Source organism: Streptomyces sp. NBC_01352 (assembly GCF_036237295.1).
Lineage (GTDB): Bacteria > Actinomycetota > Actinomycetes > Streptomycetales > Streptomycetaceae > Streptomyces > Streptomyces plumbiresistens.
On record NZ_CP108354.1, the window covers coordinates 3,999,050 to 4,023,316 of the forward strand.

The following is a 24,267-nucleotide window of genomic DNA, read 5'->3' on the forward strand; positions in this document are numbered from 1 at the left end:
CGAGCCCGGCCATGACTGTCCAGCGTCCGGAGCCTAAGGCGGGGCGGGGGGAGTCCGCGGGCCGATAACCCGCGGATTAGCACGTTCGAGTGACGACAGCCCGTTCCCGGGCGGGAGTTCAGGACTCCTGCGGGGTGACCTGGGTCGCTGTCACGTCATGCTCGGGCACGGTCTGCCCGGAGCGGATCAGCTCGATCCGCCCCATGACCTTGGAACGCAGGTCGGTCGGTACGTCGTCCTGTCCGCAGCACCGCTTGACCAGCTTCTTCACGGCCTGCTCCAGGCCGTACTTCTCCAGGCACGGCGAGCACTCCTCGAAGTGGTGCTCGAACTTGGTGCAGTCGGCGTCCGGCATCTCCCGGTCGAGGAACTCGTAGAGATGGTCGAGTACCTCACTGCAGTCCGTCTCGTGCGGCTCTCCGCAGCTCATGAGCCCGAGCCTTTCGCTTCGTTCGACTCTCCGGCGCCGGCCGGGACCAGTCCGCGCTCGCGGGCGTAGTCCTCGAGCATGCCGCGCAGTTGACGGCGGCCCCGGTGCAGCCGGGACATCACCGTACCGATGGGTGTCCCCATGATGTCCGCGATCTCCTTGTACGCAAAGCCCTCTACGTCCGCCAGATAGACGGCGATGCGGAACTCCTCGGGGATCGCCTGCAGCGCTGACTTCACGTCCGAGTCGGGCAGATGGTCGAGCGCCTGCGACTCCGCGGAGCGCAGACCGGTCGACATGTGCGACTCGGCACGCGCGAGCTGCCAGTCCTCGATCTCCTCGGCCGCCGAGCGCTGGGGTTCGCGCTGCTTCTTGCGGTACGAGTTGATGAACGTGTTGGTGAGGATGCGGTACAGCCACGCCTTGAGGTTCGTGCCCTCACGGAACTGGTGGAACGACGCGTACGCCTTGGCATACGTCTCCTGCACCAGGTCCTCGGCGTCGGCCGGGTTGCGCGTCATGCGCAGCGCCGCCGAGTACATCTGGTCGAGAAACTCGAGCGCGTCCCGCTCGAAGCGCGCGCTGCGCTCCGCGGTCGACTCCGCGCTCGTGCCGCCCTGGCCCTCGGGCTGCTCCGCCTGGCCTTGTTCGGTCCCTGCGTCGGTACCGGGAACCGGACCCACCTCCTCAAGATTCCGGGCAGGACCGAGACCGGTCCCACCAGAATCGGAGGATAGAACACGATCCGGTCCGCCCGCCGCCCGAATAGGGGCAGCCTTGGCCGCGTGCAGCACCGTCCAGTCCAGGTCGGCACGGCTGCTGCGGCTCGGGCAGTAGGTCGAACCCATGCGGCGGACTTCCTCTCGTACGACGTCGGTGCCGGTTTCCTCAGCACTTCTGTCCGGCTCAACAGAGGTCTTCCGCTCAACATTCCCGAAGCTTTACCCGAGTGACCGGGTCCACCTCGCGACACCGTCCGTGACGATTCCCACGGCCTCCTCCTGGCCGATGTCCGCCCGCTTCGGCACGACGAAGCCGTGATCGCCGTACGGCACCTCGATCAGTTCGTACGACCCCTTCGGGAACTCCTCCGGCTTCCCGAACGGGTCGTTTCCGCCCTGGACGACCAGCGTGGGCACCCCCGCGCCGAGCAGTTCCTCGGCGCGGGACTTCTCCGGCCGGCCCGGCGGGTGCAGCGGGAAACTGAGGGCGAGGACGGCATGCGCGCCGAGTTCGACGGCCGTACGGCAGGCGACGCGGGCGCCGGCGCTGCGGCCGCCGGAGATCACCGGGAGGCCGGGCTCGGCGAGGGCGGGCCACAGCCCGCGCCAGCCGAGGTCGAGGGCCTTGGGCGCGGGCGCCATCTTCTTCCCCGCCACCCGCCAGGGCTGCTCGACGAGGGCGACGGTGACGCCGTGCTCCGGGAGGGCGTGGGCGAGGGCCTGGAGGTCGCGGGCCCCGATGCCGCCGCCGGCGCCGTGGCTGACCGCGAGCAGCAGCCGGGGCTTCTTCGCCTGGTGCCAGGTGATGCGGGCGGTACCGGCGTCGGTCTCGACGGTCTCTTCCGTGCCGCTGGTCACATTGGTCACGTTCGTTGCTTTCGTCACGTCAGAAGAGTGTGCCCTCTTCGGGGCCCTCCAGCTCCTTCAGCAGCTCGGGTCCGTTGTTGCGGACATTGCTGACGGCCGTGGAGACGGGGTAGGCGCGCATCAGCCCGGCGGGCGGCGGGGCGAGGAGCTCGCGCAGGTCGTGCGGGTCCGTGCGGGACGGGTCGAGCCAGGTGTCCCAGCGGTCCGGCGTCAGCATCAGGGGCATCCGCGGGTGGATGTCGGCGAGCACGTGCGGCCCGTCCGCCGGGGCGACGGCCAGCGGGGTCGTCTCCGCCTCCGTGGTGATCACCGAGCACGTCACCCACCAGGCCTGCGGGTGGTCGTCGGGCAGCGTCTTGTCCCGCCAGAACTCGTACAGCCCGGCCATCGCGAACACCGACCCGTCGGCGGGGAGCACGAAGTACGGCTGCTTGCGCGGCCGCTTCTTCCTTCCCTCGACCTCCAGGTCCCGCTCCTGCGTGCCGGTGACCCACTCGTAGTAGCCGTCGGCGGGGATGATGCAGCGCCGGGTGGCGAAGGCACGGCGGAACGACGGCTTCTCGTGGACGGTCTCCGCGCGGGCGTTGATCATCCGGGCGCCGCCCTCGGGGGTCTTCGACCAGGACGGCACGAGTCCCCACTTGAGCCTGCGCAGCTGTCGAACCGGCTTCGGGTCCTCCACGTCCTTAAGAGGGCGGTCCAGTACGGCGTAGACCTCCTTGGTCGGGGCCACGTTGTAATCGGGCGCCAGGGCCTCCTCGGGCTCCCACTTCTCGACCTCAAAGATTCCTGCGAGATCCTCGGGCCCACGACTCGCTGCATACCGTCCGCACATACGTGCCACACTGCCAGATTCGACGACACCCACGGGAGCCTCCGCCGACAATGCACACCACCGCATCCGACTCGCTCGCCTCCCTCTGGGACGAGGTCTTCGGCTCCCAGCCCGACCCCGACCTGTGGGTGGTGATCGCGACTCTCGTCGCCGCGCTCGCCGTGGTCGTCCCGCACGTCCTGTGGCGCATCGCGCGCAACGCCATCACCATCGCCCACGAGGGCGGCCACGGCCTGGTCGCCCTGCTCACCGGCCGCACCCTGACGGGCATACGCCTCCACTCCGACACCAGCGGCCTCACCGTCAGCCGCGGCAAGCCGCACGGCATCGGCATGATCCTCACCGCGGCCTCCGGCTACACCGCTCCCCCACTCCTCGGCCTCGGCGGCGCCGCCCTCCTCGGCGCCGGCCACATCACCGCCCTGCTCTGGCTGGCGACGCTGCTGCTGGTGGCGATGCTGGTGATGATCCGCAACGCGTACGGCGCCCTGACCGTCGTCCTCACCGGCGGCACCTTCGTGGTGGTGTCCTGGCTGACGGGACCACAGGTACAGGCGGCGTTCGCGTACGCGGTGGTGTGGTTCCTGCTCATCGGCGGGGTACGCCCGGCGTTCGAGCTCCAGGCGAAGCGGTCGCGGGGCGGGGCCGGGGATTCGGACGCGGACCAGTTGTCGCGGCTGACGCATGTTCCGGCGGGGCTGTGGCTGTTCCTGTTCCACGCCGTGTCGCTCTGCTCGTTGATAGGCGGGGGCCGCTGGCTCCTGGAGGGCTGAGAACTCCCTGTCAGAGGCGCGGAGCCGTATCGATATGCGGCTCCGCCGCGGGGCACGACCAGCCCCAACGGCGCCGCACCCGAACCACGACCGACCATTAAAGTGGGGCCCATGGCCCCAAACCCCGCACCCACCGCCCTATGGCCCGCCCCGCACGCAAGCGGAGCCGTCGATGCGACGGTCCACGTGCCCGGGTCCAAGTCGGTCACCAACCGCGCCCTCGTGCTGGCCGCCCTCGCCTCCGAGCCCGGCTGGCTGCGCCGCCCGCTGCGCTCCCGCGACACCCTGCTGATGGCCGGTGCGCTGCGTGAGATGGGCGTCGCCATCGAAGAAGGAGTCGGCCCCGACGGCTCCGGCGAGGCCTGGCGCGTGCTCCCCACGGGCCTGGCCGGCCCGGCCACGGTCGACGTCGGCAACGCCGGCACGGTGATGCGCTTCCTACCGCCGGTCGCCGCGCTCGCCGACGGCCCCATCCGCTTCGACGGCGACCCGAGGTCGTACGAGCGTCCCCTGAACGGCGTGATCGACGCCCTGCGCGTCCTCGGCGCCCGGATCGACGACGACGGCCGCGGCGCCCTGCCGCTGACGGTGCACGGCGGTGGCGCACTGGACGGCGGCACGGTGGAGATCGACGCGTCCTCGTCCTCCCAGTTCGTGTCGGCCCTGCTGCTGTCGGGCCCGCGCTTCAACCAGGGCGTCGAGGTCCGCCACATCGGCACGGCGCTGCCCTCGATGCCGCACATCCGGATGACCGTCGACATGCTGCGCTCGGTCGGCGCGCAGGTGGACACTCCGGAGTCGGGCGGCGAGCCGAACGTGTGGCGGGTCAAGCCGGGCGCCCTGCTCGGCCGGGACCTGACCATCGAGCCGGACCTGTCGAACGCCCAGCCGTTCCTGGCGGCGGCCCTGGTGACCGGCGGCAAGGTCCTCGTCCCCGACTGGCCGGCCCGCACCACCCAGCCCGGTGACCGGCTGCGGGAGATCTTCACCGAAATGGGCGGTTCCTGCGAACTCACCGAGTACGGCCTGGTGTTCACCGGCTCGGGCGCGATCCACGGCATCGACGTGGACCTCGGCGAGGTCGGCGAACTGACCCCGGGCATCGCGGCGGTCGCGGCCCTCGCGGACTCCCCCTCCACGCTCCGGGGCGTCGCACATCTGCGCATGCACGAGACGGACCGCCTGGCCGCGCTCACCAAGGAGATCAACGAACTCGGCGGTGACGTGACGGAGACCGCCGACGGGCTGCACATCCGCCCGCGCCCGCTGCACGGCGGGACCTTCCACACGTACGAGGACCACCGCATGGCGACGGCCGGCGCGATCATCGGCCTCGCGGTGAAGGGCGTTCGGATCGAGAACGTGGCGACGACGGCGAAGACCCTCCCGGACTTTCCCGACCTGTGGACCGGGATGCTCGGGGCGTAGGGACACACCATGCGCCGCTACGGCAAGCACACCGACGAGGACGACATCCGCTCCCGCCCGAACCGCAAGGGCAACCGACCCCGTACACACACCCGCCCCAAGCACGAGGACGCCGTCGAGGGCATGGTCCTCACCGTCGACCGGGGCCGCCTGACCTGCCTCGTCGACGACCGGATCGTCCTGGCGATGAAGGCCCGCGAGCTGGGCCGCAAGGCGGCCGTGGTCGGCGACCGGGTGGACATCGTCGGCGACCTGACCGGCAACAAGGACACCCTCGCCCGCATCGTCCGCATCGGGGAACGCACGTCGGTCCTGCGCCGCACGGCGGACGACGACGACCCGTACGAGCGCGTGATCGTCGCCAACGCCGACCAGCTCGCCATCGTCACGGCCCTCGCCGACCCGGAACCCCGCCCGCGCCTGATCGACCGCTGCCTGGTGGCGGCGTTCGACGCGGGCCTGGAACCGCTCCTGGTCATGACCAAGTCGGACCTCGCCTCGCCGGACAAGCTCTTGGAGCTCTACGGCCACCTGGACATCCCGTACGTCGTCACCAGCCGCGAGGAACTGGAGAGCGGCGAGGCCGTGGGCCGGGTCCGCGAGCAGCTCGACGACCGGATCACCGCCTTCGTGGGCCACTCGGGTGTCGGCAAGACGACCCTGGTCAACTCGCTGGTCCCGGAGGAGCGCCGCCGGCTGACCGGCCATGTGAACGCGGTGACGGGCCGCGGCCGCCACACCACGACCTCGGCACTGGCCCTGCCGCTGGCGGGCGACGCGGGCTGGGTGGTCGACACCCCGGGCCTGCGGTCGTTCGGACTGCACCACGTGGATCCGTCCCGGGTGATCCACGCCTTCCCCGACCTGGAGCCCGGCACCGAGGGCTGCCCGCGCGCGTGCAGTCACGACGAGCCGGACTGCGCGCTGGACCAGTGGGTGGCCGACGGTCACGCGGATCCGGCCCGCCTGTACTCGCTGCGCCGGATGCTGGCGACGCGGGAGCGGACGGAAGGCGACTAGGACGCGAATCCAGGAAGGCGACTGACCTCCGCGTTGTTTGTCTCCGGGTAGGTCCGGTAAGGGCATAATCGCACCGAGCCGGATCCAGGCCCGACCAAAGCCTGACGAAGCGGTCACACAACGACGGTCACAAGACGCTGGGACACGTGGACATCTACGGGAGGACAGCACATGGCGTGGCTGCTGGTCGTCGTGGCCGGGTTGCTCGAGACCGGATTCGCGGTCTGCCTGAAGCTGTCTCACGGCTTCACCAGACTCTGGCCAACCATCGCATTCTGCATTTTCGCCCTCGGCAGCTTCGGTCTGCTGACCCTGTCGTTGAAGAAGCTCGACGTGGGCCCGGCGTACGCGGTGTGGACGGGCATCGGCGCGGCGGGCACGGCGATCTACGGAATGATCTTCCTCGGGGACCTCGTCTCGACGCTGAAGATCGTCTCGATCAGCCTGGTGATCATCGGGGTGATCGGACTCCAGCTGTCGGGGTCGTCCCACTGACGGGGCCCGGGGTGTGCCCGTCCCGGGGCCTGCCCTAGAACACCACCCGGGGCCTGCCCTAGAACACCAACTGACGCTGGAGCGCGCCGCGTACGAGATCCGCGACGCCGCCCTCGCCGGGCGGGGCCGCCACGCAGGACAGCGCGAGACGGACGACGAGCTCGCAGGAGCGGGCCAGTTCGGCGGTGTCCGACTTGAGCGCGCCCGGTCCGGAGAGCACCGTCACGGCCCGGTCGCGCACCAGGGCCACGAAGTCGCCGGGTGACGGCAGCGGACCGTCCGCCCGGCGCTGTGCCGGTACGGCCGAGGAGGACGGCACCGCCGACAGGGTCGGCGAGGGCAGCCGTTCGCTCCAGCAGCCGGTGAGCATGGCCCGTACGAGCGCGTTCTCCCGGGCCGTCGACGCGGTCCACTCGGCGGTGGCGGTCAGCCGCTCGCGGGCGTCGCCGTTCGCGGTGAGCGCGCGCTCGACCCCGACGAGATAGCCGTCCGCCTCTCTCCTGACGAGGGCACGGGCCAGCCCTTCCTTGCTCCCGAACTCGTTGTACAGCGTCTGCCGGGACACTCCGGCCGCCGCCGCCACGTCCACCATCCGGACAGCGGACCACGGCCTACGGGCCAGCGCCGTGTAAGCGGCGTCCAGCAGGGATTCCCGCGCTGCAGGCATCATCGCCTCCCGAGGGCGAGCGGCACTGCGCCCAGATTTGACGCGCACAGGGGCACTGTCAAGGGGTCGCGAGAGCACTGGGGAGCGCCCTCGGTTCCCCGCGAGCCGCCTGACCGGCCGCTGTCCGCACCCTGGCCCCCTGTAGCCCGGTACGACTCCCGGCAGATAGCGTTCATCACATGCCGGACTACCACGACGACCTCCGCCTCGCCCACGTCCTCGCGGACGCCGCCGACGCGGCGACCATGGCCCGCTTCAAGGCCCTCGACCTCAAGGTGGAGACGAAGCCGGACATGACGCCGGTCAGCGAGGCGGACAAGGCCGCGGAGGAGGTCATCCGCGGCCAGCTCCAGCGCGCCCGCCCCCGCGACGCGATCCTCGGCGAGGAGTACGGCATCGAGGGCACCGGACCCCGCCGTTGGGTGATCGACCCCATCGACGGCACCAAGAACTACGTACGGGGCGTCCCCGTGTGGGCGACCCTCATCTCCCTCATGGAGGCGGCGGAGGGCGGCTACCAGCCCGTCGTCGGCGTGGTCTCCGCCCCCGCCCTCGGCCGCCGCTGGTGGGCCGCGAAGGGCCACGGCGCCTTCTCGGGGCGCAGCCTCACCTCGGCCTCCCGTCTGCACGTCTCCCGCGTCTCGAAGCTCTCCGACGCCTCCTTCGCGTACTCCTCGCTCACCGGCTGGGACGACCAGGGCCGCCTGGGCGGCTTCCTGGACCTGAGCCGCGAGGTGTGGCGCACGCGCGCGTACGGCGACTTCTGGCCGTACATGATGGTCGCCGAGGGCTCGGTCGACCTGTGCGCCGAACCCGAGCTCTCGCTCTGGGACATGGCCGCGAACGCGATCGTCGTGACGGAGGCCGGGGGCACCTTCACCGGCCTCGACGGCCGCCCCGGCCCGCACAGCGGCAACGCGGCCGCGTCGAACGGCCTGCTCCACGACGAGTTCCTGGGCTATCTGAACGAGCGCTACTGAGCGGCACGATTGAGCGCGCACGCCCTCAATCGGCCGCACGCGCCCTCTTGTTGACCTCCGCTTTGCCTGCCACTCTGAGGACACCCTCATTTGTGAACTTGTGAACCGCTGAACTATCGCAGCGGTTCCTAGGAGGTGACTCGGAACCCATGCTGGTCCGCGACGCCATGAGCACGGTGGTTCTCACCATCGGCCCCACCCACACCCTCCGCCAGGCCGCCGCCCTGATGTCCGCCCGCCGGGTCGGCGCGGCCATCGTCAACGACCCCGACGCCGATGGCATCGGCATCCTCACCGAACGCGACGTCCTCAACTCCGTCGGCCTCGGCCAGAGCCCGGACTCGGAACCCGTCCACGCCCACACCACCACCGACGTCGTCTTCGCCGCCCCGACCTGGACCCTGGAGGAGGCGGCCCGCGCCATGGCGCACGGAGGCTTCCGCCACCTCATCGTGCTCGACCGCGACGAGCCCGTCGGCATCGTCTCGGTCCGCGACATCATCCGCTGCTGGGCCCCGGTCCGGCAGCACGCGCCCGTCTGAGCACGCGAACGGGCCGGACCCCCCGCCCGGGGAAGTCCGGCCCGTCCGCTCACGACAAGCGATCCAGTGCTGGTGGTTCGTTCAGCCGCGCAGGGCCTGGACCGCGGCCTCCAGCCGCTTGCCGTAGTCTCCGTCGGCCTGACGGAAGTTGTCGATCGCCCGCTCGACGATGTCCTCGCGCGAGACCTTGGCGATGAAGCCCGCCAGGTTGGCGATCAGGCGCTCCTTCTCGTCCTGAGACATCAGGCGGTAGAGGTTGCCCGCCTGCACGAAATCGTCGTCCTCGGCGTGCACCGGGGCCGGGTGGTTGCCGGTGCCGCCGGTCACGGCGGTGGCGGACCACAGCGGACGATCCGTCTGGACCGGCCCGCCGAAGCTGTTCGGCTCGTAGTTCTTCGCACCGCCGTGCCGGCCGTCGTACAGGAAGCCGTCCCGGGAGTTGGTGCGCGCCTCGGTCGCGTGCGGGCGGTTCACCGGCAGGTGGTCGGCGTTGATGCCGACGCGGTAGCGGTGGGCGTCGCCGTACGCGAAGAGCCGGCCCTGCAGCATCTTGTCGGGCGACGGGCCGATACCCGGCACGAAGTGCGCGGGCGAGAAGATGCTCTGCTCCACCTCCGCGAAGATGTTCTGCGGGTTGCGGTTGAGCTCCAGCTTCCCGATCTCGATCGGCGGGTAGTCCTCGTGCGGCCACACCTTGGTGAGGTCGAACGGGTTGAAGCGGTACGTCGCCGCGTCCGCCTCCGGCATGATCTGCACCTGCACGGTCCAGGTCGGGAAGTCACCCCGCTCGATGGACTCGCGCAGGTCGCGCTGGTGGGAGTCGGGGTCCTCACCGGCGAGCCTCGCGGCCTGAGCCGAGGTCAGGTTCCTGATGCCCTGGTCGGTCTTGAAGTGGTACTTGACCCAGAAGACCTCGCCGGCCTCGTTGTTCCACTGGTAGGTGTGCGAGCCGTAGCCGTTCATGTGGCGGTACGAGGCCGGGATGCCGCGGTCGCCGAACAGCCAGGTCACCTGGTGCGTGGACTCGGGCGACAGCCCCCAGAAGTCCCAGACGTTGTCCGCCTCCTGGCTGCCCGTGTACGGGTCGCGCTTCTGGGTGTGGATGAAGTCGGGGAACTTGATGGCGTCCTTGATGAAGAACACCGGGGTGTTGTTCCCGACGAGGTCGTAGTTGCCCTCTTCGGTGTAGAACTTCAGCGCCCAGCCGCGCGGGTCACGCACGGCGTCGGCGGCACCGAGGTTGCCCGCCACGGTGGAGAAGCGCAGGAAGGTCTCGGTCTGCTTGCCGACCTCGGAGAGGAACGTGGCGCGCGTGTAGCGGGTGACGTCGGCGGTGACGGTGAAGGTGCCGTACGCCCCCGCGCCGCGGGCGTGGACGACGCGCTCCGGAATGCGCTCGCGGTTGAAGTGGGCGAGCTTCTCCAGGAGGAGCTGGTCCTGTACGAGTACCGGGCCGCCGGCGCCCGCGGTCTCGCTGTTCTGGTTGTCGGCGACCGGAGCCCCGGCCTCCGTCGTAAGCGGTCCCTGCGTCACGTACGCCTCCTGCGCCATTCCCTGCCGTTCCTGTCACTGAACCAACGTCGAAGTCGATCCTACAATAGACAATGTCTAAGTCAAGCAGGGATCCAAAGTCACACCTGGTCGCGACCTGGTCCCTCTTGCTGCTAGGCTGATGCGCATGAGCGACCTTCTGGAACGGCTGCGCGGACGCGGATGGCGAATGACCGCGCAGCGGCGTGTCGTGGCCGAGGTGCTCGACGGCGAACACGTCCACCTGACGGCCGACGAGGTCCACTCGCGGGCCGTCGCCAAGCTGCCCGAGATCTCCCGGGCGACCGTCTACAACACGCTGGGCGAACTGGTCTCCCTCGGCGAGGTCCTCGAGGTCGCCACGGACAAGCGCGCCAAGCGCTACGACCCGAACGCGCACCGGCCGCACCACCACCTGGTCTGCGCCCAGTGCGGCACCATCCGGGACGTCCACCCCGGCGGCAACCCGCTGGCCGACCTCCCCGACACCGAGCGCTTCGGCTTCACGGTGTCGGACGTCGAGGTGACGTACCGAGGCGTGTGCCCGAACTGCGCGGCGGCGTAGCACTCTCCCTGTCCTCGGAAAGCCCCGGCATCAGTGGATGCCGGGGCTTTCTGCCGCGCTCCGCGCCGCGCCTTCTGCCGTGCACGACCTTCCCGCACCCTTCCCGTATCTGACGGTCCGTCATATCGTCGTGCGGCACACCCCCCACCCCGTACCGAACTCCGCGAGGAGCAACCGTGGGAGATCCGCACCCAAAACTCCACGCCACCGATCTGACCCGCACCTTCGGCCGCGCACCCCGTGCCGTCGACGCCCTCGGCCCCGTCGACCTCACCGTCACCCCGGGCGAGTTCGTCTGCCTGGTGGGCCCGTCGGGCTGCGGCAAGTCCACACTCCTGCGCATCGCGGCGGGCCTGCTCCGCCCGAGCACGGGCCGCCTGGAGATCCGTACGTCCAGCCCCCGCCCGGCCGCCATGATCTTCCAGGACTACGGCATCTACGACTGGAAGACGGTCCGCGCGAACGTCCGCTTCGGACTGGACATCCAGCGCGTTCCCCGCCGTGAGGCGAACGCCCGCGCCGACGAGTGGCTGACCCGCATGGGCCTCGCCGACTTCGCGCACGCCTACCCGGCGGCCCTCTCCGGCGGCATGCGCCAGCGCGTGGCGATAGCCCGTGCGCTCGCGGTCGAGCCCGAACTCCTCCTCATGGATGAGCCGTTCGCCGCCCTGGACGCCCAACTCCGCATGATCCTCCAGGAGGAGCTCCTGGAGCTCACTCAAGCCACCCGCACCACCACCCTCTTCGTCACCCACAGCCTGGAGGAGGCGATCGTCCTCGGCGACCGCGTCCTGGTGATGTCCGCCCGCCCGGGCCGGATCATCGCCGAGCACCTCCCGCCGTTCCCGCGCCCGCGCACCGGCGACATCCGCTCCACGCCCGAGTTCACCTCCCTCAAGAGCGACCTGTGGGACCTCCTCAGGAAGGAGGCGGTGCCGGCATGACCACGCTCGCTCCGGACCGGACCTCGGTCCTGGTCCGCCGCCCCGGCCCCCAGGAACTCCACCCCGTACGCACCCACCGCCGCAGGCGCGCTCTGGAACTGTCGCTCGCCGCGGCCGTCCCGCTGGTGCTGATCCTGCTGTGGCAACTGGCCGCCGCCCAGGCCTGGATCGACGACCGCGTCTACCCGGCCCCGTCCACGATCCTCGCCGACGGCTGGGACCGGGCGGCGGCCGGTGACCTGTGGCCGGACGTATGGGCCACCCTGAAGCGCGTCCTGGCCGGCTACGCGATCGGCACGGCGGCGGGCTACGCGCTGGGCCTCCTGATGGGCTCCCTCTCCCTGGTGAGAGCGGCGCTGGAGCCGTTGCTCGACGCCCTGTACGTCGTACCGAAACTGGCCCTGCTCCCGATCTTCCTGAACATGTTCGGCCTGGGTGAGGGCCCCCAGGTGGCCCTGGTGGCGGCCACGGTCTTCTTCTTCGTATGGATCTCGACCATGTCGGCGGTGATCGCCGTCCCGACCGGCCACCGCGACGCGGGCCGGGTCTTCGGCGCCTCCTGGTGGCAGATGTTCCGCCATGTCCTGCTGCCGGCCTCGTTGCCGTCCGTCCTGGTGGGCGCGCGGATAGCGGCGGGCGTGGCGGTCCTGGTGATCGTCGCCTCGGAACAGATCGCCGCCACGAACGGCCTGGGCCACCTGATCTTCGACTCGCGCGCGCTGTTCCAGAACGACGTGATGTTCGTCGGCATCGTCTGTGTGGCCGTCCTGGGCGTCCTGTTCTCCGAACTGGTACGGATCGTGGGGCGGTTGCTCACTCCGTGGGCGCCCCGGGACCGCGGGCGGGGGCAGTCATGAGGGGACGACGTGCGTACGGTGCCGTGATCGCCGTGGGTGTCCTGCTGGTGTCGGCGGCCTGTTCGTCGCCGTACGAGTCGGACTCGGAACCGAAGGCAGGCGCGAACAACCGCACGATCCGCCCGATGGAGGGCTGCGGCGACACATCCTGGACCGACCCCGCCGACCTCTCCCCCACCCGCCTGCCGGCCCGCTGCCAGGCCGGGGCCCCTCCGCCGCAGCCCCTCCCCAAGACCCGGAAGCTGACGATCGCGACGGGAACACTGAGCGCCGAGTACGTGGCACCGCTCCAAGTGGCCCTCGACAAGGGCGAGTTCAAGAAGGAGGGCCTGGACGTCACCCTGAAGGTACTGCCCACACCGGACGCGCTCCCCCTCCTCGCCAAGGGGGACATCGACGCACAGTGGGCGGCCCCGGAGGCGGCCGTCATGAACGGCATCCGCGGCGGTTTCGACATCAGCTGGGTCGCGGGCAACTTCTCACCCGACCCGGAGTCGAAGAGCGGGCTGTGGGTGCGGCTGAAGAAGGGCGAGAGCGCGGACCGCGTGGCCATGGCCGGGCGCAGGATGGGCACGATGATCGGCAAGGGGTCCGTGATCGCCTACCCCATGGAGCAGGCGCTGGAGAAGCACGGCGGCGGCCTCGACAAGATCCAGTACGCCCAACTGGGCTCCGCCGACGTCCTCACCGCCCTCCAGAACGGAGGCGTCGACTCGGCCTGGCTCCTCGACCCCGTCTGGCGCAGGGTCGACGGCGAGCCCGGATACGCCTTCCTCGGCGGCCAGCCTCTGGGCGAACCCCTGGGCGGCATGCTGTACGGCCCGAGCCTGCTGAACGACGACGTGGACGCGGGAGTTGCCCTGCTCCGGGCCTACATCCGCACGATCAACACGTACTTCACGTCCGACTACAAACAGGATGCGGCCTTCATCTCCTACCTGGCCAAGCTCCTGAAGGCCGACGAGGCGATCCTCAGGTCCACTCCGTCCCTCCGCATGGACTGGGAAATCCGCACCGGCACCACGGACCGCCTCCAGTCCGCCTACCGCGCCCAGGGCGTGAGCGAGGGCGACCCGCTACCGGAGTCGAAGACGGTGAACAGAGCCTTGTACGAGGAGGCAATAGGCCACCGCTCCTGACAAACAGGGCCCATCACCGACAAACACCAAGGGCCGGAACCCATTTCTGGATTCCGGCCCTCGGCCTTCAGTAGCGGGGACAGGATTTGAACCTGCGACCTCTGGGTTATGAGCCCAGCGAGCTACCGAGCTGCTCCACCCCGCGTCGATGAATGGAACACTACGTCAAGGAGACCAGCAGAGGCAAATCGATTACCACCCCCTCATCAGCCCAGGTCAAAGCCACCCCTCACCCCTCTCACCTCGCCTCGACTCCGATCCGCATCCTTCAGCCCATCGGACATTCGAGGACGAGGCCCTCCGGGCTGAAGAGGCTCCGCGGCGGAGCCTTGAGGGGTGGCGCGCGAAACCCTGACGGGGTGCAGGGGCGGAGCCTCGCGGGGGGGGGTGCGGGTGCGCAGGGTGCAATGCGGGGTGCGGGGTTCGGGGTTCGGGGTTCGGGAGCGCAGTCCCCGCCCAATCCAGGGCGGAATGCCGGCAGGCGTGCAGGGGACGCAGTCCCGCCAGAGTTCAGGGGCGGAACCCCGCTAGGCGTTCGCGCAGGGCGCAGGGGGGCACAGCCTCGCGCAGTCCAGGGGGCAGAACCCCGCGATGCGTGCAGGGGCGAAGCCTCGCGCAGTCCAGGGGGCAGAACCCCGCGATGCGTGCAGGGGCGAAGCCTCGCGTGGTCCAGTAAGCGGAACCCCGCCAGGCGTGCAGCGGATGGAGCCCTCGCCAGGGTCCAGAGGCGGAGCCCCGCTATGCGTGCAGAGGCGAAGCCTCGCGCGGGCGGAGTCGCCGCCAGGGGCGCAGGGGAAGGGGCAGAGGCGCAGTCCCAACGGACTCCAGAGACGAAGCCTTGTGTGGGTGCCCGCCGGAGTGCAGGGGGCGGAGCCCGCCGGAGTGCAGGGGGCGGAGCCCCGCGCGGGGTGCAGGGAGCGCGGCCCCAGCGGGCTCAAGTGACGAAGCCCCACGTGGGGCGCAGGGGCGGAGCTCCCGCCAGGCGTGCAGGGGACGCAGTCTCCGCCGGCCCAGGGGACGCAGTCCCCGCCGGCCCAGGGGACGCAGTCCCCGCGTGGGGTGCAGGGGACGCAGTCCCCGCGTGGGGTGCAGGGGACGCAGTCCCCGCGTGGGGTGCAGGGGACGCAGTCCCCGCCGGGGTCCAGGGGCGAAGCCCCTGGTGGGGTCGAAGGGGCGGAGCCCCTGGGATGGGACGGGTAGGGGCGGCGGGGGCGAGGAACACCCCGGCAGCAACCCCAACCCCGAGCCGGCGGCCCCCCGGCCTCAGCCCGGCGAAAGCCTCACGCCGACAGCTCCTGCCGCAACGCATCCCGCAACCGAGCCGCCCGCTCCGCAACCTCTCCCGGCCCAAGCGCCACCGCCCGGTCAGCCCACCGCTGCCCCTCAGCCAGCTCCCCCCGACGCGCGTAGACGAGGGCAAGCCGCAACGCCGCCCGCCCATGCCCCGCATCAGCCGCCCGAGTCCACCACACCGCAGCCTCCGGCTCACTCCCCTCCCGAGCCAGCAACAGCCCAAGATTGAACGCACCGTTACGAGACCCGGCCTCCGCAGCCTCCCGGTACCACCGCGCGGCCTCCACGACATCGCCCCGCGCAGCGGCCAGCATCCCGACCCGCACCTGCGCCCGCCGATGCCCGAGCGACGCCGCCCGCTCGTACCACTCCTCGCACTCGCTCTTCTCGTGCACCGTCTCCCCGAGCTCATGCGAAGGCACCGGCGGCCGCCGGGCGTCCAGGACAGTCGCCAGCCGGTACGCGGCCTCCGCACTGCCACCCCCCGCCGCACACCGCAGGTACCGCTCTGCCTCCCGCTCGTCCCCGTCCCGCAGGCGCGCGATCCCGACCTGAAGCGCCGCTTCCGTATGCCCGGCGCCCGCGGCCCGCTCGTACCACCGCAGCGCGACAACGTCCTCGCCCCGCCCGGCGAACAGAATGCCCAGGTTGAACGCGGCGTCGACGCTCCCGGCCTCCGCGGCCTTGGAGAACCACGGCTCCGCCCCCCGCGCGTCCCCGCCCTGCAGCAACAGGATCGCCAGCGCGTTCGCCGCCTCGCGGTGTCCGGCGTACGCCGCCCGCCGGTACCACTGCTCGGCCTGCGCGGTCCGCCCCTGCTCGGCGCAGAGCAGCCCGAGGTTGTACGCCCCGTTGTCGTCACCGGCGTCCATCGCCGCCCGGTACCACCGCTCGGCGGTCTGCGGTTCCCCGCGCTCGGCGTGCAGCGCGCCCAGCGCGTTGGCCGCGTTGCCGTCGCCGTACTGCGCGGCCCGCAGCCACCACACGGCGGCACTCTCGGTGTCCCCGGCGTCCCGCAGCAGGAACCCGAGCGCGCAGGCGGCCCGCGCCTCCCCGTCCTTGGCGGAGGTCAGGTACCAGCGCCCGGCCTCCTTGAGCTCGCCGCGCTTCTCCAGGATCGCCCCGAGGTGCAGCGCGGCCCGCCGGTGCCCGCGCGCGGCGGCCTGCCGGTACCACTGCTCGGCCTCGTCCGTCGCACCAGCACCAGCACCAGCACCAGCACCAGCACCAGCACCAGCGACAACGCTGTCACCCCCGGCATCCACCTCGCCCACCGTCTTGCGATCAAGCGCACGGGCCAGCCGGTACGCCGCCTCCCGATGCCCCCGCTCGGCCGCGGACCGCATCCACAGCTCCGCCCCGGCATCCCCGCGATGCTCCAGCAGATCGGCGAGGGCGTACGCGCCCAGCGCGTGCCCCTGTTCGGCGGACTGCCGCAGCCAGTACTCCGCGGCCGGCTCGTCGCCCCGCTCCCGGTGGTGCCGACCCAGCGCGTGCGCGGCCGCGGCGGACCCGGCGACGGCGGCGATCCGCCACCATCCGGCGGCGTCGTCGGCGTACCCGCGCTGGTGGAGGAGGACTCCCAGGTTGTTGGCCGCGGCCCGGTCACCGGCCGCGGTGGCGGCACGCAGATGGGGCTCGGCTCCGTCGAGATCACCGCGGCGCAGCAGCATGGCCCCGAGGACGCTCATCGCCTCGACGTCGCCGGTCTCGGCGGCGATCCGCCGGCGGACCTCTTCGGCCGCGTCCTCGGCGACACCCTCGACCGCCTCCCCGGCCTCGTCCGGCTGGGAAGGTTGCACAAAACGCCCTGTCTCGAACAGAGTTGCCTTGTCCCCCATAACGTCCATCGTCGCACCACCTGCAACCTGGGTACACCTGGTATACCGCAGCCAGTGAGGTCACTTCAGCGTTTTGTCGACATGCCCACAGAGAGACAAGTCAAACACAGAAGTCCCCAACTCCCCTCGGCGGCACGGCCGTCCCTGATGTCGGCACATGCGTTCGCACATCACGAAGGCCCGGATCCTGAAAGGATCCGGGCCTTCGTTGGTCTGTGACTCACGTCGTCGACCTTGAGTAGCGGGGACAGGATTTGAACCTGCGACCTCTGGGTTATGAGCCCAGCGAGCTACCGAGCTGCTCCACCCCGCGCCGTTGTTCTGCAACCGTATCACGGCGCGGGGTGGGCTTTGACCAGCTGCTTTGGACTACCGATCAACCACTGTCAGGGCTACCGAACAGCCGCTGTCGGGACTGTCGATCATCCGCTGTCCGGACTGCCGGTCGGGCTCGGACTGCCACTCGGGCTCGGACTGCCGCTGGGACTGGGACTGCTGGTGCCGCCGGGCTTGTCGGCGGCGGCCTGCGCGTCCTCGGCCCGCCGCAGCGCGGCCTCCAGGTCCGCCTGGGCCCGGCCGTACGCCTCCCAGTCACCCTTCTTCAGGGCTTCCTGGCCGGCGTCGAAGGCCTTCTGGGCGTCGTCCAGGGCCTTTTGGACCGTTGGGTTACTGGACGTCGGTGGTGGGGTCGTGCCCGGGTCCTCGCCCTCGTCCGGTGGCTCGGGAGTCGAAACGTCCGCTCCGAAGACCTTGTTGAGGGCTTGGTCGAGGGTGTCCTCGAAGGCGGTGTTGCCTCCGTAGCTCACCAACACCTTCCGCAGCAGCGGGTACTTGAGTCCACCACCGCGTACGTAGACCGGCTCCACGTAGAGCAGTCCTCCGTCGAGTGGCACCGTCAGCAGGTTGCCGTACTCCACCTCGGAGTCGCCGCCCTGCAGAAGTCTGATGGACTCGGCGATGTCCTGTTCGGAGTTGAACTGGCTCTGCACCTGTTTGGGCCCGTTGACGGTCGTACTGGTCGGCAGTTTCAGGATTCTGATCTTGCCGTAGTCGGGCGTGCCCGCCTCCGCGTCGACCGCCATGAACGCGCTGAGGTTGTCCCGCCCGTTGGGCGTGAAGGTGGTCGTCAGCGAGAACGCCTGTGCCGACTGGTCGGGCATCTTCATGCTCAGGTAGTACGGCGGCACCGCGTCACCCGACTTGTTGGTCGGGTCGTCCGGCACCTGCCACACCTCGCTGCCGCTGAGGAACGTGTCCGCGTCCTCGACGTGGTAGCGGCTGAGCAGCTCGCGCTGGACCTTGAACAGGTCCTGCGGGTACCGGAGATGGGCCATCAGCGAAGCGGAGATGTCGCCCTTGGCCTTCACCGTGCCCGGGAACGCCTTCATCCAGGTCTTCAGGACGGGGTCCTGGGTGTCCCACTGATAGAGCTTGACCTGGCCGGTGTACGCGTCGACGGTCGCCTTCACCGAGTTGCGGATGTAGTTGACCTGGTTCTGCTGGGCCACCACCGCACGCGAGTTGTTCGTCGCGGTCAGCGAGTCGGCCGTCGTGTCACCGAGCGTCGTACGCGAGGAGTACGGGTAGCCGTTCGTCGTCGTGTACGCGTCGACGATCCACTGGATCTTGCCGTCCACGACTGCCGGGTAGGCGTCGCCGTCGATGGTCAGCCAGGGGGCCACCGCCTCGACGCGCTGCTTGGGCGTGCGGTTGTAGAGGATCCGCGATCCCTCGCCGATCGCCCCGGAGTACATGATCTGCGGTTCACTGAACGCCAACGCGTACGCGGCCCGGTTGACCGGGTTGGAGAGGTTGACCCCGCTGTCGGCCGTGTAGCTGAAGGTCTTCTCTCCGCTGTCGTCGGAGTAGTCGATCTCCTTCTGGGGACCGCCGACGATCGAGTACGTGGTGGTCTTCTCGCCGTAGTAGATCCGCTGCTGGTACGTCCCGAGGTCACCCTGGGACGGCAGGTCGGACTCGGTGAAGACCGGGCGGCCCTCGGCGTCGGCCGTGGTGCCCTTGGCGGCGACCACGCCGTACCCGTGGGTGTAGCGGAAGTGGTCGTTGATCCAGTTGTTCTTCGGAATGCCGTTGAGGTTCAGCTCACGCAGACCGATGACCGTGTCCTGGTCTTTGCCGTCCTTGCTGTAGCGGTCGACGTCCAGGTTGGTCGGGAACGCGTAGTAGTTACGCATCTGCTGGAGCTGCTGGAACGTCGGCGAGACGATGTTCGGGTCCATGACGCGGATGCTGGCCGTGCCGTCGACGTCGTCGCGCAGCTTGGTCTTGTCCGTGGTGGTGGACTTGCCCGCGTAGTCGGTGACCTTGGTGTCGTCGATGCCGTAGGCGTCACGCGTCGCCTTGAGGTTCTTCGCGACGTACGGCGCTTCCTTGGCCTGCTCGTTGGGCTGGACCTGGAACTTCTGGACGATCGCCGGGTACAGACCGCCGATGAGGATCGCCGAGAGCACCATCAGACCGAAGCCGATGACGGGCAGCTGCCAGGTGCGCCGCCACAGGGTGGCGAAGAACAGCACGGCGCAGATGACGGCGATGCAGAACAGGATCGTCTTGGCCGGCAGATAGGCGTTGGCGTCGACGTACCTGAGGCCGGTCCAGCTGTCGGTGGCCTTGAAGTCGCTGGACTTCACGGCCAGTCCGTACCGGTCGAGCCAGTACGCGACGGCCTTCAGGGCGACGAAGATGCCCAGCAGCACCGACAGATGCCCGGTCGCGGCGGCCGTGGCGCGCGCGCCCGGAGAGGTGATCCGCAGCCCGCCGTACAGGTAGTGGGTCAGCGCGGCGGCGATCACGGAGAGGATCGCGGCGGCGAAGCCGAACCCGAGCAGGAATCGGTACCAGGGCAGGTCGAAGGCGTAGAAGGAGACGTCGAGGTGGAACTGCGGGTCCTTCTGGTTGAAGGGCACGCCGTTGACCCACATCAGCCAGGTCCGCCACTGGCTCGACGCCGAGGCGCCGGCGATGAGGCCCACCAGGGCGGTGATTCCCAGGAGCAGCCACTTCTTGTACGGCGCGATGCCCATCCGGTAGCGGTCCAGGCTCTGCTGCTCCATCGACATGGCGCTCAGCGGCGGACGCAGCCGGTGGGCCAGCCAGATGTTGAGGCCGACCGCCAGGGCCATCAGCAGACCGAAGACGAAGAACAGCCCGATCTTGGTCCACAGGGTGGTCGTGAACACCGACGAGTAGTTCACCGACCGGTACCAGAGCCAGTCCGTCCAGAACCCGGCGAACATGGTGAACGCCATGCCGAGGACGGCAAGGACGCCCAGTGTCATGAGCAGGGTCCGGACACGCCGGGACGGGCGGCCCACTCTGATCCGTGGCCCCGTCGGGCCTCCGCCGCGGTCCGGCATCTGGAAAGCCAAGGTGCGCACCTCGAAGTTCGCTGTTGGTATGTCAGACCCGCGTCGTCACGGGCCGTCCGTGGGCCTCGTGATCGTAGGCCCCCACCTATGCAACTTACTCACGCTTTACTCGGTTCCCGATTCCGGCCCTGAACGAGAGAGGATTGTGACCATGTCCAACACTCCCATGGCGGCGAGCCCGCTGACCCGGGCCGTTCTCGAGATCGACGAGTACGCCTCCGGCCTCGGCTGGGACCAGCCCGCCCGCCTCTTCGCCCTCGTAGACACCGCACGGCTGCGCACTCAGGAACCCGCTCTCGCGGCCCAGCTCGGCCTCGACGCGGAGCAGCAGACCACCGGCCTCACCCCGATCGAGCAGGAGGAGATCCCCGCGGGCAAGCCGCTCGACGAGTTCCTCGGCACGATCGCCTGGCCCGACGCCGTGGTCGGCTGCGCGCTCACGGTGGAGCGCCTGATGCTGCCGCCGTCCGCGGAGGCGTCCGTCCCGGAAGGGCTGACCGAGAAGAAGCTCGCCCAGTGGGTGGCCGAGCACCCGGACCGTCAGGAGGTCCGCATGACGGTCGCGGTCCTGCGCGACGGCGCCCGCGACTCGGCCCTGCGGCTGCGCGAGAAGGACTCCCCGACGGAGGTCCTCACCGGCGGTGCTCTGGTACCGGGCCTTGCGGAGGCGCTGGCGGCGACGTTCGAGGAGTAGCCCTGCGGGCTACTGCGTCGTGCACTTCGTCAGGTCGGCGGTGTCGCCCGAGCGGATGTCCTTGAGGGCGCCGAGGGCGTCGTCGATGGTCTTCACCTTGACCAGGGTGAGCCCGTCGGGGGCGTCGCTCGCGGCGGCCGCGCAGTTGTCGGCCGGCGTGAGGAAGTACTGGGCGCCCTTGCTGCGCGCGCCGACGGTCTTCATCTCGATGCCGCCGATCGGGCCGACCTTGCCGTCGTCGTCGATCGTCCCGGTGCCGGCGACGAACTTGCCGCCGGTGAGGCTGCCCGGGGTGAGCTTGTCGTAGATGCCGAGCGCGAACATCAGCCCGGCACTCGGCCCGCCGACGTCGGCGAGCTTGATGTCGATGGTGAACGGGAACGTGTGGTCCGTCCCCGCCGAGATCCCGACGATGGCGCGCTTCTCGCCGGCGTCGTCGGAGGCCTTCGTCGTGATGGTGACGTCCTCGGTCCGGGTCGCCGTCTTGTTCTCCTTCTCGGCGGCGGCCTGTTCCTTGGCGGGCACGATCGTGAAGACGACGTCCTCGCCGGGCTTGTGCTTGGTCACCAGTTCGGCGACGTCGGCGGGCTCCTTCACCGCCGTACCGTCGACGGCCTTGATCACATCCCCGGCGTGCAGCCGGCCCTCGGCCGGGGAGTCCTTGACGACCGTCGAGACGATCACCCAGGACCGCACCGGGACGTCCAGCTCCTTGAGGGCCGCGACCTTGGCGCTCTCCTGGGACTGGCTGAACTCCTCGGCGTTCTCCTGGGTCGACTGCTCCTCGGTCTTGCCGTCCGGATAGAGGGTGTCGTGCGGCACGACCTTGTTGTCGTGCGCGAGCCACCCGTAGACGGCCTCGACGAGGTTCATCTTGTAGTCGGCGCTGGTGACCCGGACGGTTGTCATGTTCAGGTTCCCAGTCGTCCCGTACGTCTTCCGCCCCGAGATCTGCAGCACCGGCTCGCCGTCGTGGTCCCCGAGCGTGTTCACCGTCGGACCCGGTGACATCTCCGAATACGGCACAGTGATGAAGACTCCCGCGCACAGGAGCGCGATCAGCATCAGGGTGGAGGCGAGCATCGTCGCGGTGCGGCGTGGCATGGCACGACAGTACGGGACGCCTCTGTCAGCGCACCGTGAGGGCCGCGTCCGGGTCATGTGCCGGAGCGGGGCTTCTCCATGGCGGCGCGGAAGCGGGCGTACCCGTCGAGCTCGGGGCCGTCGCTGCGGACCTTGCGGGTCCGATTGGCCCAAGTGCCCCAGAGACCGGCGCCGATCGCAGCCACAAGCGGAATCAACAACCAGGCGAGCGCCGCCATGCCGTCCTCCCAACCCCGATGAGCGACCGCAAACTGACTGGTCAGCAGACTAACCGTCCGCACCGACAACGCTCACGCCAGGGGTGCGGTTACGCAACCGGAAGGGGAGTCACCACGGGGAGGCGGGCTCAGCAGGCGCCGACCCACTCCTCGGTGCCGTCGGAGAACTTCTGATGCTTCCAGATGGGCACTTCGTGCTTGAGATCGTCGATCAGCTTCCGGCACGCCTCGAAGGCCTCGCCCCGGTGCGGACAGGAGACGGCCACCACGACGGCGAGGTCCCCGACCTTCAGGTCACCCACGCGATGCACGGCCGCGAGGGCCCGCACCGGGTACTCGGCGACGACCTTCTCGGCGATCCGCCGCATCTCGGCCTCGGCGCTGGGATGGCACGAGTACCCGAGCTCATCGACATCGGCACCCCCGTCATGGTTCCGCACGGTCCCGACGAACAACGCGGTCCCGCCCGCGGCCTCGTCCCCGACGGCCCGGAAGACCTCGTCCAGGGAGAGCGCCGTCTCCCGGATGGCGAGGAGCTTGACGGGATCCTGCGCGGCCTGCTCACCGGGGTGGTCGTGTGTGGGTGCCATGCCTCCATCCTGCCGCACGCCGACGAGGACGAGGAATAGCGTCATCGACCGGTACGCACGCGTGCCTGCTTGGAGCCTCCTACAGGGGGCGCGCCGCGACCGACCGATGCCGGTGTGCGGCACGCCCTTCCGTCAGATCCGGCGCCGAGCCTTCCGGGCCCGCCGTACGACCGCCGCCGCACCCAGCAGAGCCACCGTCGCCCCCGCGGCCCCGGCCGCGGTCGCGTCCTTGCGCCCGAGTCGCCGGCCAGCCACGGTGTGTCTCCCGGAGACCTCGTCCAGCAGCTCCGCGAGCACCTCCTCGTTGGTCCACTGCGGCCGCCACCCCGCGTCGTGCAGCCGGCTCCCGCTGACCACCCAGGGGTACATCGTGTAGGCCAGATCGCCCGCCGGGGACGGCGTCAGCCCGATCCGGTGCAGCCGGGCCGCCGCGCCCAGCGCGACGGTGGACGGCAGTTCCATCCGCCGGATCCCGCTGAGTTCCTCGACCTCTTCCTGCTCCAGCCACCCGTCGCACCCGACGGCGAGTTCCCCGTCGACCTTCTCCAGGACGGCGTACTCCAGAGCACTGCACAGGTCCTCGACGTGACAGAACTGCCAGGCGGGCCGCGACCCGGCCACCACCAGCAGCCGAGGCGACTCGAAGTACCTGGTCAGCGCGGTGTCCGTCTCCCCGACCAGCACCGCCGGCCGGACCACGGTGACGTTGAGCCCCGGATGCGCCCGCGGCGCGCGCCGGGCGAGTCGCTCGATCTCCAGCAGGTCCCCGACCCCGGTCGCCTCCGCCGTGGCCCGCAGCTCCGCGTCCTCGGAGAGCGGCAGCTCGTTGTCCGGCAGGGCCCCGTAGACCATGGCGGACGTGCACAGCACGACCCGGTGCACGCCGGCCGCCGCGGCAGCCGTCAGCACGGTCTGTGTCCCCCGTACGTTGTAGGCCGTACGGGCGGCCGCGTCGGTCTCCAGATCCAGGTCGAGCGCCAGATGCACGACCGCGTCGGCCCCGCGCAGCTTCTCCGCGATGGCCGGATCCCGTACATCCAGGATGTGCCACTGCGCCGCCGCGCACTCGCCGCGCCGCTCGTCGATGGCGATGACCTGCTTGATCTCGTCCGAGGCGGCGAGCCGCTCGACGAGCAGCGCGCCGACACCGGACGCGGCACCGGTGACCGCGACGACGGGCCCGCGCGCAGCGGGCGTGGTTGAGTGGTTTCGCGCTGCGCGAACCTGCGGATCTGGGGAACTCACCGGGCGTCTCCAGCGGTTGTCTTCAGTACGCACGCGAGTGACGCGTACGTACCAGGTGGCATCCATCCTGCCGCAGGCCGAGAGTCGGCGAAGCACCGA

General features: G+C 70.1%; 23 protein-coding genes and 2 tRNA genes. 11 read left to right on the forward strand and 14 right to left on the reverse strand.

Translation table 11 applies throughout. From position 1 onward, the window contains the following. Positions 1 to 118: 118 nt before the first annotated feature. The 4 genes from rsrA to OG252_RS18525 all read right to left on the reverse strand — a co-directional run bounded on the left by rsrA (position 119) and on the right by OG252_RS18525 (position 2,854). Entirely contained in the window at positions 119 to 430 is a 312-nt protein-coding gene (gene rsrA, locus OG252_RS18510) for a mycothiol system anti-sigma-R factor (RefSeq protein WP_266433986.1), read from the reverse strand. Continuing rightward, positions 427 to 1,113, reverse strand: a complete 687-nt coding sequence (gene sigR, locus OG252_RS18515; protein ID WP_053750196.1) for an RNA polymerase sigma factor SigR — start codon at positions 1,111 to 1,113, stop codon at positions 427 to 429. The genes rsrA and sigR overlap by 4 nt, the downstream gene beginning before the upstream one ends. Positions 1,114 to 1,371: 258 nt before the next feature. Next, positions 1,372 to 2,037: an alpha/beta hydrolase family protein gene (locus OG252_RS18520; RefSeq protein WP_329337333.1), complete on the reverse strand. Its 666-nt coding sequence runs from the start codon at positions 2,035 to 2,037 to the stop codon at positions 1,372 to 1,374. A gap of 1 nt (position 2,038) precedes the next feature. Beyond that, positions 2,039 to 2,854: an SOS response-associated peptidase gene (locus OG252_RS18525; RefSeq protein ID WP_266433993.1), complete on the reverse strand. Its 816-nt coding sequence runs from the start codon at positions 2,852 to 2,854 to the stop codon at positions 2,039 to 2,041. Positions 2,855 to 2,904: 50 nt separating this feature from the next. On the opposite strand from OG252_RS18525, the gene OG252_RS18530 reads away from it, so the two are divergent. The 4 genes from OG252_RS18530 (at position 2,905) to OG252_RS18545 (ending at position 6,570) form a co-directional block, all read left to right on the forward strand. Continuing rightward, positions 2,905 to 3,627 (forward strand): M50 family metallopeptidase, encoded by a 723-nt coding sequence (locus tag OG252_RS18530; RefSeq protein ID WP_266433995.1) that lies wholly within the window; start codon positions 2,905 to 2,907, stop codon positions 3,625 to 3,627. Positions 3,628 to 3,738: 111 nt separating this feature from the next. Next, entirely contained in the window at positions 3,739 to 5,055 is a 1,317-nt protein-coding gene (gene aroA, locus OG252_RS18535) for a 3-phosphoshikimate 1-carboxyvinyltransferase (RefSeq protein ID WP_266433997.1), read from the forward strand. 9 nt (positions 5,056 to 5,064) lie between these two features. Next, positions 5,065 to 6,075, forward strand: a complete 1,011-nt coding sequence (rsgA, locus tag OG252_RS18540; RefSeq protein WP_266434000.1) for a ribosome small subunit-dependent GTPase A — start codon at positions 5,065 to 5,067, stop codon at positions 6,073 to 6,075. Between the two features lie 171 nt (positions 6,076 to 6,246). After that, the gene (locus OG252_RS18545) at positions 6,247 to 6,570 is read left to right on the forward strand and encodes a DMT family transporter (RefSeq protein ID WP_266434002.1); all 324 of its coding nucleotides are present in this window, start codon (positions 6,247 to 6,249) and stop codon (positions 6,568 to 6,570) included. Positions 6,571 to 6,628: 58 nt separating this feature from the next. Here the strand turns inward: OG252_RS18545 and OG252_RS18550 are convergent, their stop codons facing one another. Then, positions 6,629 to 7,240, reverse strand: a complete 612-nt coding sequence (locus OG252_RS18550; RefSeq protein ID WP_266434004.1) for a TetR/AcrR family transcriptional regulator — start codon at positions 7,238 to 7,240, stop codon at positions 6,629 to 6,631. A 176-nt stretch (positions 7,241 to 7,416) separates the two neighbouring features. Between OG252_RS18550 and hisN the strand changes: the two genes are divergently transcribed. Beyond that, positions 7,417 to 8,217, forward strand: coding sequence for a histidinol-phosphatase (hisN, locus tag OG252_RS18555; protein WP_266434006.1), 801 nt, complete (start codon positions 7,417 to 7,419; stop codon positions 8,215 to 8,217). A gap of 149 nt (positions 8,218 to 8,366) precedes the next feature. Beyond that, positions 8,367 to 8,759 (forward strand): CBS domain-containing protein, encoded by a 393-nt coding sequence (locus tag OG252_RS18560; protein ID WP_266434008.1) that lies wholly within the window; start codon positions 8,367 to 8,369, stop codon positions 8,757 to 8,759. Positions 8,760 to 8,840: 81 nt separating this feature from the next. On the opposite strand, the gene OG252_RS18565 is transcribed toward OG252_RS18560, so the two are convergent. Beyond that, positions 8,841 to 10,310: a catalase gene (locus tag OG252_RS18565; RefSeq protein ID WP_329337337.1), complete on the reverse strand. Its 1,470-nt coding sequence runs from the start codon at positions 10,308 to 10,310 to the stop codon at positions 8,841 to 8,843. Between the two features lie 127 nt (positions 10,311 to 10,437). Here OG252_RS18565 and OG252_RS18570 point away from each other — a divergent pair, with 127 nt between their 5' ends. The 4 genes from OG252_RS18570 (at position 10,438) to OG252_RS18585 (ending at position 13,794) form a co-directional block, all read left to right on the forward strand. Further along, positions 10,438 to 10,854 carry a Fur family transcriptional regulator gene (locus OG252_RS18570; RefSeq protein ID WP_266434010.1) on the forward strand — a complete coding sequence of 139 codons (417 nt, stop codon included), beginning with the start codon at positions 10,438 to 10,440 and terminating at the stop codon, positions 10,852 to 10,854. A gap of 176 nt (positions 10,855 to 11,030) precedes the next feature. Next, positions 11,031 to 11,798: an ABC transporter ATP-binding protein gene (locus OG252_RS18575; RefSeq protein ID WP_266434012.1), complete on the forward strand. Its 768-nt coding sequence runs from the start codon at positions 11,031 to 11,033 to the stop codon at positions 11,796 to 11,798. Next, positions 11,795 to 12,655, forward strand: a complete 861-nt coding sequence (locus OG252_RS18580; RefSeq protein WP_266434014.1) for an ABC transporter permease — start codon at positions 11,795 to 11,797, stop codon at positions 12,653 to 12,655. Before OG252_RS18575 ends, OG252_RS18580 begins: the two co-directional genes overlap by 4 nt. Then, positions 12,652 to 13,794: an ABC transporter substrate-binding protein gene (locus OG252_RS18585; protein WP_329337341.1), complete on the forward strand. Its 1,143-nt coding sequence runs from the start codon at positions 12,652 to 12,654 to the stop codon at positions 13,792 to 13,794. The genes OG252_RS18580 and OG252_RS18585 overlap by 4 nt, the downstream gene beginning before the upstream one ends. A gap of 71 nt (positions 13,795 to 13,865) precedes the next feature. On the opposite strand, the gene OG252_RS18590 is transcribed toward OG252_RS18585, so the two are convergent. From OG252_RS18590 to OG252_RS18605, 4 genes are all read right to left on the reverse strand, one after another. After that, positions 13,866 to 13,939 (reverse strand) — tRNA-Met (locus OG252_RS18590). 1,135 nt (positions 13,940 to 15,074) lie between these two features. After that, entirely contained in the window at positions 15,075 to 16,937 is a 1,863-nt protein-coding gene (locus OG252_RS18595) for a tetratricopeptide repeat protein (protein WP_329337343.1), read from the reverse strand. Positions 16,938 to 17,167: 230 nt separating this feature from the next. Beyond that, positions 17,168 to 17,241, reverse strand: a tRNA-Met gene (locus OG252_RS18600). A 109-nt stretch (positions 17,242 to 17,350) separates the two neighbouring features. Further along, on the reverse strand, positions 17,351 to 20,305 hold the full coding sequence (locus OG252_RS18605; RefSeq protein WP_266448093.1) for a UPF0182 family membrane protein: 2,955 nt from the start codon (positions 20,303 to 20,305) through the stop codon (positions 17,351 to 17,353). Positions 20,306 to 20,468: 163 nt separating this feature from the next. On the opposite strand from OG252_RS18605, the gene OG252_RS18610 reads away from it, so the two are divergent. Beyond that, on the forward strand, positions 20,469 to 21,011 hold the full coding sequence (locus tag OG252_RS18610) for a PPA1309 family protein (RefSeq protein ID WP_266434019.1): 543 nt from the start codon (positions 20,469 to 20,471) through the stop codon (positions 21,009 to 21,011). 9 nt (positions 21,012 to 21,020) lie between these two features. Here OG252_RS18610 and OG252_RS18615 read toward each other — a convergent pair whose 3' ends face one another. From OG252_RS18615 to OG252_RS18630, 4 genes are all read right to left on the reverse strand, one after another. Beyond that, on the reverse strand, positions 21,021 to 22,115 hold the full coding sequence (locus tag OG252_RS18615; RefSeq protein WP_329337345.1) for a YlbL family protein: 1,095 nt from the start codon (positions 22,113 to 22,115) through the stop codon (positions 21,021 to 21,023). 53 nt (positions 22,116 to 22,168) lie between these two features. Then, positions 22,169 to 22,333, reverse strand: coding sequence for a hypothetical protein (locus OG252_RS18620; protein ID WP_266434023.1), 165 nt, complete (start codon positions 22,331 to 22,333; stop codon positions 22,169 to 22,171). 128 nt (positions 22,334 to 22,461) lie between these two features. After that, positions 22,462 to 22,923 carry a molybdenum cofactor biosynthesis protein MoaE gene (locus OG252_RS18625; protein ID WP_266434025.1) on the reverse strand — a complete coding sequence of 154 codons (462 nt, stop codon included), beginning with the start codon at positions 22,921 to 22,923 and terminating at the stop codon, positions 22,462 to 22,464. A gap of 132 nt (positions 22,924 to 23,055) precedes the next feature. Then, the gene (locus OG252_RS18630) at positions 23,056 to 24,168 is read right to left on the reverse strand and encodes an SDR family oxidoreductase (protein WP_266434027.1); all 1,113 of its coding nucleotides are present in this window, start codon (positions 24,166 to 24,168) and stop codon (positions 23,056 to 23,058) included. Positions 24,169 to 24,267 lie beyond the last annotated feature (99 nt).